A 12,302-nucleotide genomic window follows, 5' to 3' on the forward strand; every position below is an offset into this window, starting at 1 on the left:
TATTTAAATCAAAAAGCCCTGACTTAATAAGGTCAGGGCTTTTTTAATATTTCTATGTAATCTTTTTTATTCTTCTTCCGTGGAATCCTCAGAATCCGTATCCTTTATAAATTCGGTAATTCCGTTCTCATGAAGAATATTGTACCATTGTATCACTTTTTTTATGTCACTTGGGTATACACGGTCCTCATCATAATTGGGCAACACCTCGAAAAAGTATTCTTCCAATTTAATCTTATCCTCTTTATGTCCAATCGCGGTCTTACCACCTTTCTCTTTGACCAGTATCTTTTGAAATACTTCGCCTAAGGGTATTTCTTCTTCCAAGGTATATATCGCTATTTCTGACAATACACTAACATTGCTATGTGCACTTATGGTAATACGTTTATTATCCAACAACGATTCAGCCACAAAACCTGAACGGGTCTGGGTCAGTAATTGATATAGACCAGGTTTTCCTCCTATTGATAATATTTTCTCTAAACTCATTCCTTAAAAAAATTTCAGTTGCAAAGATGCTACATTTAGACAAATAACTACGTTAAATTATCTGCCTTTTTTCATATTCGGAAATCGCATACGATACTCCACATTTACTTTTCCTTTGGATACATTGGCCAATCGACCTTTAAGTAATCTCTTTTTCAAAGAGGATAACTTATCGGTGAACAAGATCCCTTGAATATGATCATATTCATGTTGGATGACCCTTGCCAATACCCCATCAAAGGTTTCTGTATTCTTCTTAAAATTCTCATCTACATAAGTAATGGTAATCGTATCCTTACGGGAAACATCTTCACGTATATCAGGTATACTAAGGCAACCTTCGTTAAAATTCCATTCGCTACCTGTCTCCTCTTCTATCTTGGCATTGATGAACACTTTCTTAAATCCTTTTATTCTGTTTTGCTCGGCCTCGGTGAGTTCATCATCTTCAGCAAAGGGAGTGGCATCGACAATAAAAAGCCGCAAAGCCAAGCCTATTTGCGGAGCAGCCAATCCTACTCCACTTGCATTGTACATGGTCTCCCACATATTTTCGATCAATTCATCCAATTTGGGAAAATCCTTTTCAATTTCCTTTCCTACTTTACGTAACACGGGGTCACCATAAGCGACAATAGGTAATACCATTTATTTTCTATTTATATAAGCCTGTAAAATCAGGGTTGCACTTATTTCATCGATTAACGCTTTGTTTCTGCGTTGTTTTTTCTTGATTCCTCCATCGATCATGGACTGAAAAGCCATTTTTGAAGTAAAACGCTCATCTTGCCTCTCGATGGGAATATCGGGAAATGTTCTTCCTAAATGTTTTAAAAAAGGTGTAATCAACTCCTCTGCCTCAGAAGGGGTATAATCCATTTGCTTGGGTTCCCCAACCACAAATCGCTCAACATTCTCATCGGAAACATACTTTTTCAAAAAAGCAATGAGTTCAGGGGTTTTTACGGTAGTAAGCCCAGAAGCAATTATCTGTAATTCATCTGTAATTGCGATTCCAGTCCGTTTTTTCCCATAATCCAAAGCAACGATTCTTCCCAAATCCAAGTTTTTGGCAAAAATAAACCATAAATTGTTATAACTATAAAAACACAGGATCAATTAAGGTTTCTGCCCTTATATTTGTCAAAATTTTAAGAAGCAAAATGACTGAACTTAGACAGACAATAGAAAAAGCATGGGAAGACAGGGCATTACTGAAAGAGGCCGCTACCCAAAAAGCCATTAGACAAGTAATCGATTTATTGGATGCCGGCGAACTACGCTGTGCCGAACCTAGTGAAAACGGTTGGCAGATCAATGAATGGGTAAAAAAGGGGGTTGTATTGTATTTTCCCATTCAAAAAATGGAAACCTTGGAAGCGGGTATTTTTGAATACCACGATAAAATCCCATTAAAAAAAGGATATAAGGAAAAAGGCATTCGTGTCGTTCCCCATGCCGTTGCAAGACATGGCGCATATATTTCACCCGGGACCATTTTAATGCCCAGTTATGTAAATATCGGTGCCTATGTAGATGAAGGCACTATGGTCGATACATGGGCCACTGTTGGTAGTTGTGCCCAAATCGGAAAGAACGTACACTTAAGTGGTGGCGTTGGTATCGGAGGTGTACTCGAACCTTTACAAGCCGCTCCGGTAATTATTGAAGATGGTGCATTTATCGGGTCACGTTGTATTGTTGTCGAAGGTGTTCGGGTAGAAAAAGAAGCCGTCTTAGGCGCAAATGTAGTTTTGACCATGAGCACGAAAATTATAGATGTCACAGGTGATGAACCTGTAGAAACAAAAGGTGTTGTTCCTACCCGATCTGTCGTTATCCCAGGAAGTTATACTAAAAAATTCCCTGCAGGTGACTTTCAAGTACCTTGTGCTTTGATCATTGGAAAAAGAAAGGAGAGTACCAATAAAAAGACATCATTGAACGATGCGCTTCGTGAGTACGATGTAGCGGTCTAACATCCTACATAAAAATTTATAATTACAAAACCCTACTTAAGAGTAGGGTTTTTGTTTTTTTAGTTGTTAATAAATATATTGATTCAAGCGGCCTTATCCAATTACGAATAACTCAAATAATATGTACTTTTGTGGCCAAACAGGAAAATTTGTAGGAATTTTAGGTATTTCACATACTATTTTCGTTTTTTTTCTGTTACTTAGAAATATCGATTGGTCTAACCACCCAATAAAATCGAACCTATGCCAATAGCCAAAAAAAAAGTAACTGCCTTAGTAATTACTTACAATGAAGTGGGTTACATTGAAAGATGTATCGAATCCATTTCTTTTGTAGATGAGATTATCGTAGTGGATTCGTATAGCACAGATGGTACGTATGAGTATCTTTTAAACCATCCAAAGGTGAAGGTAATCCAACACCCATTTTCGAATTTCACAGCTCAAAAATCCTTTGCCTTAAAACAGGCAAGTAATGATTGGGTTTTATTTTTGGACGCTGACGAAGTCGTTTCCGAAAAATTAAAAAATGAAATCTCCTTAAAGGTTGAAACTGAAAATGATATTGCGGCTTATTGGTTTTACAGGGATTTTATGTTTCAGAATGAACGCCTAGGTTATAGTGGCTGGCAAACCGACAAGAATTATCGCTTATTCAGAAAAAGCAAAGCCAAGTTTTCAGACAAGAAAATAGTTCATGAAACCCTTGTGGTTGAAGGAAAATCTGGAATTTTCACAGAAAGGTTAACCCACTACTGCTATAAGAATTACGAAGATTACAAAGGTAAAATGCTAAGTTATGGTCGTTTAAAGGCCAAAGAAGCATTTTATCGTGAGAAGAAATTCAATTACTTTATACTTTTGGCCAAACCAACATGGAAGTTTTTTAACCATTTCTTTTTGCGTCTTGGATTTTTAGATGGAAAAAAAGGTTTTATAATCAGCCATTTAAACGCTTTGGGGGTTTTAGAATACTGTAAAGAACTAAAACGTTTGGAAAAAAAGAATGAATTGGCATACTACTTAGTAATGCCATGATGTGCCCAAACCAATTTCTTACTTTTAGTTTCTTTTCTTATTTCCATGTTCTTCGCTATTGATTCCGGGGTCTTGTATCCTCTTTTATGATCTAGATGCACGCAAACGGCACTATATCTCAATTGTTTGGATTTAATACCGAAATTAAACAAACGCTCACCCAATTCCCTATCCTGACCACCGTATTGCATTCGTTCATCAAAACCATTGACGTTTACAATGTCCTTTTTCCAACCGGATGAATTATGACCATTCCAACTAGCATTGGTCGGAGTAAAGGTGTTAAAAATCTTTGATAAGAACCCTCTTGCCGTAAGTTTGTTGTTCTTGAAAGTTTTTGGGATACCTTTTTCCTTTAACCATTGAATATTGAAACAGTTCTGTTTTTCTATATCATCTTTATCGATTATCTTGGAAATATTCATTGGCAGCATATAATAACCTCCGGAAATAAAATATCCAGGCTCCTTATTAATATAATGTACCTGGACAAAATCTTCCCTTGGTATACAGTCACCATCGGTCATAATAATATATTCCGCTTCACACGCAACTACTGCCTTGTTCAAAATTCGGGATTTCTGAAACCCTTCGTCTTCTTGCCAAACATGTACAATAGGATAAAACACTTCCTCCGACATTTTGGCCAAAAGTTCCTTGGTTTTTGGCCCGGAACCATCATCGGCTATGACTACTTCAAAATCCTTGAAGCTTTGGCAATCAAATCCCCAAAGCACTTTTTGCAACCAATCTTCGGAATTATAAGTGCTAATTATTATTGATATTTTCGGGGTCAATGTCTGCTTCGAAATCATCTTGCAAAAATATAAAAGTTTAATATATATCTTTGCCCATGAACATCATAAATTCATGTGCGTTTTAATCAATTCACGTTCAAATTTCACCAAAAACCTTTTTTAATAGGCTAAATGACCTTGATGAAATTAAATCAACATCAATAAACCATGGCATCGATATATTAAATTGATGTATTTCTTTGATAACAAAACATATTTAAGACTCCCCAATAATACATATGGACAATACTATAAAAAGGACTTTTGTTTCAAATTCAATATACCACATTTATCTATCGATCATCTATATCCTCAAAGATTCAAATTATGATGTGAACGCTGTAGGCGACAACATTTTATTTTTATTGGACAGAAAGGGTATTGACAAAAAAATGATACCATTTCTAGAATCCCATTTTTTTAGAAAAGTATATCTAATCCCAACTTTTGATATTCAGAAAAAGGGTATAGGAAAAATCAATTCCCTTTTTTTCAGGAGGTACTCGATAGTACCTTATATGGAAAAGATAATGCCCGAATTGGTTAAAGAAGAATCTTTTATAACTGAAAGCCAAATCATAGTTTCCAATCCATGCTCAGCTAAGAGTTACTTTTTATATAAGTATCCGAAAAAATCTTTTCACGGTATAGAGGACGGCGCCCGGGACTACAGAAAAATACATACATCGTGGAAGATTTTCTTAAGAAACAACATCACAAAAAAACCTCTGGAAGGTGGGGATGACCGTAGGATCAAAACGTTTTATGCCCAATTTCCGAATAAATTACCAAAAAAACTTCGTAAAAAAACAAAGGAACTAAATGCATTGAAAGTCATAGCGAACTTAAACAATGAAGCCAAAAAAAAGGTGTTCTATACTTTTGCGTTCGAACCCATTTCCGATTTAAAACCTGGCAAAAACGCCATAATTATTACCCAACCCATTTCAGAGAACAATATTGTAGCCTCAGAAACGGACAAGATCGCTATTTACCAAGAAATCATTACTTCAATTGAAGACGGTTTTCACATTGTTTTAAAGATGCACCCAAGGGAAACTACGGATTACAGTAAGTATTTTAAAAGTATAACTATCTTTGGCGGAAGTTTTCCTTTGGAAATTTTATCCCTTGGTAAAGACGTTTATTTCGACAAGGGGTTTACACTTTTTTCTACTTCGATCAATAATATCGATATCATTGGTGAAAAGTATATCGTAGGTGATAAATTCAGTGATTATTACACTACAAAAAGATGGAAAAATAAAATTAAGCAAACGGTGAATCAATTTAAATAAATCATTCATTTAAGTTAAATCCAAAGGCAATAAAGTCCAGGTGATTTTTAGCACTCAAAACAACATTCATGGGTCAAACAAACAATAAAATCGGGTTTATACCATTAAGGAAAAATTCTAAGGGTATTCCGAACAAGAACAAAAAAAAACTATTAGGTCGACCTTTATTCACTTGGGTACTTACAGAAGCAATATTTTCAAATCTAGATAAGGTTTTTGTCTTTACGGATGATGATGAAATTATCGATTACGTTGACCGGCATTTTAAATGGTCTCCAAAAGTCTCTTGTGTAAAGCGCTCTGCCGAAAATGCATCTGACACCTCCTCAACCGAGCATGCAATAATGGAGTTTAGCTCTATGATCAATAATGAATTTGATATATTTTGCTTGCTGCAGGCAACTTCCCCCCTTACGAAAAGGGCCGATATAAACCAAGCCTTGGCGAAGCTTACAAACAATAACTTGGATGCTGTTCTGAGTGTTGTAAAAACACACAGATTCATTTGGTCAAAAGACGGAAACAGTCTTAACTATGATTATAACAAAAGACCTAGAAGACAAGATTTTGATGGATTACTCATTGAGAACGGGGCGGTTTATTGCACTAAAAAAACGTCTCTATTAAAATCGAAGAACAGACTTAGTGGTAACATAGGTATATTAGAAATGTCGGAAGATACATTAGTAGAGATTGATTCTGAAACAGATTGGCAGTTAGTAGAACAATTGCTTATCTCAAATTTCAAGACTTCTAAATCGGCCCAAAGAATAAACTATTTAATCCTTGATGTTGACGGGGTCTTCACTGATGGAAAAATTGTTATAAGTAAAGATGGTGAGTTCTCCAAGACTTTTGATATGCGAGATGGCATGGGGCTTGAAATCATAAGACAACATAACGTAAAACTTATGGTAATGACTTCCGAAAATTCAAAGGTCGTGGAGCAAAGAATGAAAAAGCTTAAAATAAAAAATGTTTATCTTGGAGTAAAGGACAAGTATTCTTTTTTAGAAAAAATCTGTACCGAAAAAAATATATCCCCTAAAGAAATCGCATATATAGGGGACGACATTAACGACTTGAGCAATATGTTAAGATGCGGTTGGTCTTTTTGCCCTTCAAACGCCACCAAGCCAATCAAATACCATGCAGATATAACACTTAACCATAAATCTGCCGAAGGAGCCATTAGAGAAGCTTCTGAATTTATAATAAACTATAATCAAAGATTCGATGAACTATAAGAAACCTTATATTATTGCTGAAATTGGATGTAACCATAAAGGTGACATGAAAATCGCCAAAGAAATGATTTACATGGCCAAAATATTCGGAAATGCAGATGCTGTTAAATTTCAAAAAAGAAACAACAAAGAGTTGTTAACAGACCAACAATACAATACACCGCATCCTAATCCTGCCAATTCTTATGGCAACACTTATGGTGAACATCGAGAGTTTTTGGAATTTGACCTGGACCAGCACGGAATTTTAAAGGATTACTGTGAAGAAGTCGGTATTACATATTCGACTTCAGTATGGGATACAACCTCAGCAGAGGAAATTGCAAGTCTCAATCCCGATTTCATAAAAATCCCGTCTGCTTGTAACAACCATTTCGAAATGTTGGATTGGCTTTGTAAAAACTACAAAGGGGAAATTCATATTTCTACTGGAATGACTACTAAAAGTGAGATTGAAATCCTAGTAGATTTTTTTACCGAACGCAAAAGAAATAAAGATTTAGTAATCTACAATTGTACCTCTGGTTACCCGGTACCTTTTGAGGATATCTGTTTACTTGATATTCTAAAACTAAAAGAAAAATACGAATCCAAAGTAAAAAGTATTGGTTTTTCGGGGCATCATCTTGGCATCGCCGTTGATATCGCCGCATACACATTAGGTGCCCACATTATAGAAAGGCATTTTACCTTGGACCGCACGTGGAAAGGCACGGATCATTCAGCTTCATTGGAGCCAATGGGACTTAGAAAACTATGTCGAGACCTACAAGCCACGTTCAAGGCCCTAACTTATAAACAAAAGGATATTTTGGACATCGAAAATGTACAAAGGGTGAAACTAAAATATAAAAAATAAATGGGTTCCGATTTTAGTGCCGAGATCAAAAATAGTATCGAAACCCTATCACGTGGTGGGCTCATCCTTTACCCTACCGATACGGTTTGGGGCATTGGTTGTGACGCCACGAATGAAAACGCAGTAAAAAAGGTCTATGAATTAAAACAACGTGAAGATTCCAAAGCTCTGATTTGTTTGGTAGCCAATGATGCCATGCTCGAAAGACATGTAGAAAACATACCTGATGTTGCATACGACATTTTAGATTTAGCGACCAAACCTACGACTATCATCTATGACAACCCTATAGGCTTGGCAAAAAATGCCATTGCCCAAGACAATACCATGGCCATACGGGTAGCTTCAGACAAATTTTGTCAGTATTTGATCAACAAATTCAAAAAACCAATTATTTCAACTTCAGCAAATCTAGCGGGCCAAGCCACCCCACGTAGTTTCGATGAAATCGGCGACCCTATTTTAAAAGGTGTCGCCTATATCGTAAATTTGCACCACGATAAAAAAAACGGACCACCTTCATCGATTATCAAATTAGGAAATGATGGAACGGTTAAAATAATCCGGGAGTAAGTAACGAACAGTATTCGCTATAATATTAAGCGGAGTCCAGATGCCTTCAAAAATGCCACAACAAAACCATAAGCGAGCGCTACAAAACCCGATTTTCAGAATCCTTTCAGAGGCAGCAGATGAGCTTGGGGTCGATTGTTATGTTATTGGTGGTTTTGTACGTGACTATTTTCTTCAACGAGGCAACCCCAAAGATATTGATGTTGTGGCCGTTGGTAGTGGAATCGAATTAGCAAAGAAAGTAACACAAAAACTATCAGGAAATCCTAAAATATCAATTTTCAAGAACTTCGGAACAGCCATGATAAAGTATGGTGATATGGAGTTGGAGTTCGTAGGGGCACGTAAAGAGAGCTATGACCGAAATAGTCGAAAACCCGTTGTAGAAAATGGCACATTACAAGAGGATCAAGAGCGTCGTGATTTTACCATAAATGCTATGGCCCTTTCTCTCTCTAGCAAAAATTTCGGAGATCTTTTGGATCCCTTTGACGGAATAGCCGATCTGGAAAACAAAATCATCAGAACCCCCTTAGAACCTGGAATAACCTATTCCGATGATCCATTACGCATGATGCGAGCCATTCGTTTTGCCACGCAATTGGATTTTATTATCGAATTGAAATCGTTGCAGGCCATAACCGAAAATAAAGATCGAATCCAGATTGTGTCTAAAGAACGAATCGTTGACGAACTCCATAAAATAATCGCTAGCAAAAAGCCGTCCATTGGCTTATCCCTATTGCACAAAACCGGACTTCTGGATTATATCCTACCCGAATTAACCGCCTTGGAAGGTATTGAAGAAGTTGACGGCCAGCGCCACAAAGATAATTTCTGGCATACCCTTGAAGTGGTTGACAACATATCCAAAACAACTGACAACCTTTGGTTACGATGGGCCGCTCTATTACACGATATTGGGAAAGCGCCTACTAAAAAATTCCATAAAAAAATCGGTTGGACATTCCATGCCCATGAATTTGTGGGTTCAAAAATGGTCTTTAAACTATTTAAAAGGTTGCGTCTTCCTTTAAACGACAAAATGAAATACGTCCAGAAATTGGTTTTGATGAGTTCCAGGCCTATTGTCCTGGCCGAAGAATTCGCAACGGATTCTGCAGTTCGCAGACTTATTTTCGATGCAGGTGATTATGTAGATGACCTTATGACACTATGTGAGGCCGACATTACCACCAAAAACACAAAAAAGCAGAAAAAGTACAAAAACAATTTCAAGATCGTTCGAGAGAAAATCATAGAAGTTGAAGAACGCGACCATGTTAGAAACTTTCAACCACCCATCTCAGGGGAAGAAATAATGAAAACCTTTAACCTAAGACCTTCTAAGGAAATAGGCATTATCAAGGCTGCGATCAAGGAAGCGATTCTTGAAGGAGAAATCCCAAACGACCATAAGGCCGCAAAAGAATTCATGCTAACCAAGGCAAAAGAATTAGGTTTAAATCCAATATCCGAATAGTTTTTTTCAATATTCCCAAAAGTAAATATTACTACAATCCATCGATTTAAACCGGCCGCATTGTAAAAACCGTACAAGGAGCACCCTTACAAATAGATGTTTCCGCGAATTTTATGTCGACCGATAAATTTACGCTTGGTGCTTCCTATAGATGGGACGCCGCTGTAAGTGCTTTGTTCGGCTTTCAAATAAGTGATAAACTTATGTTGGGTTTGGCCTATGACAAAGAAACCGGTGATGCGCTTTATAGTGCAGATGTAGTTATTTTTGACAGTAACGATCAAATTGTTACCGAAACGAAAACGGATGGTTCTTTCGAGGTTAAGGGCAATTGTGTAGGTAGCGACTATAAAATCGTAGCTTCTAAATCGGATTATGAAACGGGTGATAAAACATTTACCACTTTAGAAGCCCAAGATACTTCAGGTGTTGACCTTGCTTTGGAGAAGACAAGAAAAACCCCAATTAATACCGAACTTATATCATATCTGAATATTGAACCGATATATTTTGACTTTGACAAATTTAATGTAAGAAAGGATGCTGAAACAAGCTTACAGAAAAACATCACCTTCTTGAATGAATACCCTGAAGTACGAATAGAAGTAAGTTCACATACAGATTCACGGGCCATTGATAGTTATAATTTAAGCCTATCCCAAAAAAGGGCGAATTCGACCATAGAGTATCTTATCCAAAAAGGGGTAAATCCTGATAGATTGGCTCAAAAAGGATTTGGTGAAACCAAATTGACGAATGAATGTAGCAATAACGTACCTTGTTCAAAAGTCAAACACCAAGCCAATAGGCGGTCTGAATTTGTTGTCATAGAATAACAGATATAAGTAGAATAAAAAGGGGCACATTTGGCCCCTTTTTTTATAGGATTATCCTTCAATGTATATGAAAATTGGAAAAGAACATTAATTTTGTAGTCCTTAACTCTACCACATGTTCAAAAAATACCATTCAATAGCTAAAATCACATTGGTATTGGTTTATTTGGTCATAATTGCAGGTGCTGTTGTTCGTATGACCGGAAGTGGAATGGGATGTCCGGATTGGCCAAAATGCTTTGGTCATCTAATACCACCTACTGAAGAATCCCAACTACAATGGAAACCTGGACAAGTATACCAAAAAGGACAGGTAATAATCCTGAACGAATCATTACAAGTTGCAAAAGAGGATTTTGCCAGTAGCGATAAGCTTAATTTGGATCATTGGGAACCCTATACGAAACATGACTACGCCCAATTTAACCCTTGGCACACTTGGATAGAATTCATTAATCGTCTTTTCGGGGCTTTAGCTGGTTTGGCCACCTTGGTATTGGCTTTTATTTCTTTCGGATATTGGAAAAGTAAAAAAAGGATAACCCTTTTATCCTGGCTAGTGGTTTTCGGCATGGGATTCCAGGCTTGGTTAGGAGCAACAGTTGTTTATTCTGTACTAGAACCTATCAGGATTACAGTGCATATGGTCATGGCATTACTGATTGTTGCCATGCTACTTTATCTAATCTTCATATCAAAAGACAAACCAAAAAACCATGGGTTCGATTCTAAAACCATGGTATTGCTATCCATAGTTTTTGTATTAACCCTCATTCAAATAGTTTTAGGCACACAAGTTAGGCAGTTTGTGGATGAGCAAGTTGAGCTTGTAGGTGAATCGGCCAAAAACTTATGGTTGCAAAAACCGCTTATTGCATTTTATGTTCACCGTTCATTTTCCATTTTGGTGGTTTTGTTCAATCTTTATTTAGCGTACAGAATCTACAATTTGAATTTGGGCCTTACCAAAATCAATTGGGTATTGAGCATTCTTCTTATTGAGGTTATTTCGGGTATGGCCATGTTCTATTGGGATTTTCCTTTTATGAGTCAGACCATGCATTTGGTTTTGGCCTCTCTTTTATTCGGTATCCAATTCTATTTGGTATTGGAATCTTATAATGCGGATAGAAGTCATAAAACTTTGTAACTTTGCTCTCTTTCAAAAATTAGAGTCAATGATATATAAAATCCGGATTATCTTGGACGCCAATGAGGATATCTTTAGGGATATTGAAATTGAGGCACATAATTCAATGGAAGAATTCCATAACACCATTGCCCAGTCATTCGGGTTTCTAGGTACTGAAATGGCTTCTTTTTATACCTGTGATGAAGACTGGAAACAGGATGAGGAAATCGCTCTTTTTGATATGAGTGAAGGGGGGGATGACGTTAGATTGATGAACGAAACCTTTTTAGAGGATGTTCTTACCGAAAAAACCCCCAAGTTGATTTACGTTTATGATTTTTTGAATATGTGGACGTTCTTTGTTGAATTGGCCGATATTACAGAGAATGAAGCGGGACGGGCATACCCGAATGTAATTTTCAGTTTTGGGGAATTACCGGAATCACCACCAGAAAAAAAATTCGAGGCTGAAAACACGGCCTTCGATTTTGATGACACTTTTGAAAACTACGATGATCTTGATTTTGATGAAAACTGGAACTAAATTCCTATCCGTTCATATCTAACG

The 12,302-nt window shown here is 36.8% G+C and carries 14 protein-coding genes; 10 read left to right on the forward strand and 4 right to left on the reverse strand.

Translation table 11 applies throughout. The features are described 5' to 3' along the window. Positions 1-66: 66 nt before the first annotated feature. The 3 genes from R3X28_RS12130 to ruvX are packed head-to-tail and all read right to left on the reverse strand — an operon-like array spanning position 67 to position 1,551. Positions 67-492, reverse strand: coding sequence for a DUF5606 domain-containing protein (locus tag R3X28_RS12130; RefSeq protein WP_154366238.1), 426 nt, complete (start codon positions 490-492; stop codon positions 67-69). 57 nt (positions 493-549) lie between these two features. Continuing rightward, on the reverse strand, positions 550-1,140 hold the full coding sequence (gene def / locus R3X28_RS12135; RefSeq protein ID WP_154366236.1) for a peptide deformylase: 591 nt from the start codon (positions 1,138-1,140) through the stop codon (positions 550-552). After that, positions 1,141-1,551 carry a Holliday junction resolvase RuvX gene (gene ruvX, locus R3X28_RS12140; RefSeq protein WP_154366234.1) on the reverse strand — a complete coding sequence of 137 codons (411 nt, stop codon included), beginning with the start codon at positions 1,549-1,551 and terminating at the stop codon, positions 1,141-1,143. It abuts the gene before it with no gap. A gap of 104 nt (positions 1,552-1,655) precedes the next feature. Between ruvX and R3X28_RS12145 the strand changes: the two genes are divergently transcribed. Both R3X28_RS12145 and R3X28_RS12150 read left to right on the forward strand, forming a co-directional pair. After that, positions 1,656-2,471, forward strand: coding sequence for a 2,3,4,5-tetrahydropyridine-2,6-dicarboxylate N-succinyltransferase (locus tag R3X28_RS12145; protein WP_317664581.1), 816 nt, complete (start codon positions 1,656-1,658; stop codon positions 2,469-2,471). Positions 2,472-2,714: 243 nt separating this feature from the next. Then, positions 2,715-3,509: a glycosyltransferase family 2 protein gene (locus R3X28_RS12150; RefSeq protein WP_282054295.1), complete on the forward strand. Its 795-nt coding sequence runs from the start codon at positions 2,715-2,717 to the stop codon at positions 3,507-3,509. Here the strand turns inward: R3X28_RS12150 and R3X28_RS12155 are convergent. After that, positions 3,491-4,324: a glycosyltransferase family 2 protein gene (locus tag R3X28_RS12155; RefSeq protein WP_317664583.1), complete on the reverse strand. Its 834-nt coding sequence runs from the start codon at positions 4,322-4,324 to the stop codon at positions 3,491-3,493. The genes R3X28_RS12150 and R3X28_RS12155 overlap by 19 nt on opposite strands. 221 nt (positions 4,325-4,545) lie before the next feature. Here R3X28_RS12155 and R3X28_RS12160 point away from each other — a divergent pair, with 221 nt between their 5' ends. From R3X28_RS12160 to R3X28_RS12195, 8 genes are all read left to right on the forward strand, one after another. Beyond that, positions 4,546-5,604: a glycosyltransferase family 52 gene (locus R3X28_RS12160; protein ID WP_317664585.1), complete on the forward strand. Its 1,059-nt coding sequence runs from the start codon at positions 4,546-4,548 to the stop codon at positions 5,602-5,604. 68 nt (positions 5,605-5,672) lie between these two features. After that, positions 5,673-6,851, forward strand: coding sequence for a cytidylyltransferase domain-containing protein (locus R3X28_RS12165; RefSeq protein WP_317664587.1), 1,179 nt, complete (start codon positions 5,673-5,675; stop codon positions 6,849-6,851). Beyond that, positions 6,841-7,710: an N-acetylneuraminate synthase family protein gene (locus tag R3X28_RS12170; protein WP_154366222.1), complete on the forward strand. Its 870-nt coding sequence runs from the start codon at positions 6,841-6,843 to the stop codon at positions 7,708-7,710. The genes R3X28_RS12165 and R3X28_RS12170 overlap by 11 nt, the downstream gene beginning before the upstream one ends. Further along, a complete protein-coding gene (locus R3X28_RS12175; RefSeq protein ID WP_154366220.1) occupies positions 7,711-8,283 on the forward strand; it encodes an L-threonylcarbamoyladenylate synthase in 573 nt (190 codons plus the stop codon). It abuts the gene before it with no gap. A 40-nt stretch (positions 8,284-8,323) separates the two neighbouring features. Next, the gene (locus R3X28_RS12180; protein ID WP_411556611.1) at positions 8,324-9,766 is read left to right on the forward strand and encodes a CCA tRNA nucleotidyltransferase; all 1,443 of its coding nucleotides are present in this window, start codon (positions 8,324-8,326) and stop codon (positions 9,764-9,766) included. Positions 9,767-9,825: 59 nt separating this feature from the next. After that, positions 9,826-10,602: an OmpA family protein gene (locus R3X28_RS12185; RefSeq protein ID WP_317664745.1), complete on the forward strand. Its 777-nt coding sequence runs from the start codon at positions 9,826-9,828 to the stop codon at positions 10,600-10,602. Positions 10,603-10,717: 115 nt separating this feature from the next. Next, on the forward strand, positions 10,718-11,752 hold the full coding sequence (locus R3X28_RS12190) for a COX15/CtaA family protein (RefSeq protein WP_317664589.1): 1,035 nt from the start codon (positions 10,718-10,720) through the stop codon (positions 11,750-11,752). Positions 11,753-11,780: 28 nt separating this feature from the next. Next, positions 11,781-12,278, forward strand: coding sequence for an IS1096 element passenger TnpR family protein (locus R3X28_RS12195; RefSeq protein ID WP_317664590.1), 498 nt, complete (start codon positions 11,781-11,783; stop codon positions 12,276-12,278). Positions 12,279-12,302 lie beyond the last annotated feature (24 nt).

It is taken from the genome of Maribacter sp. TH_r10 (assembly GCF_033101095.1).
GTDB lineage: Bacteria > Bacteroidota > Bacteroidia > Flavobacteriales > Flavobacteriaceae > Maribacter_A > Maribacter_A luteus.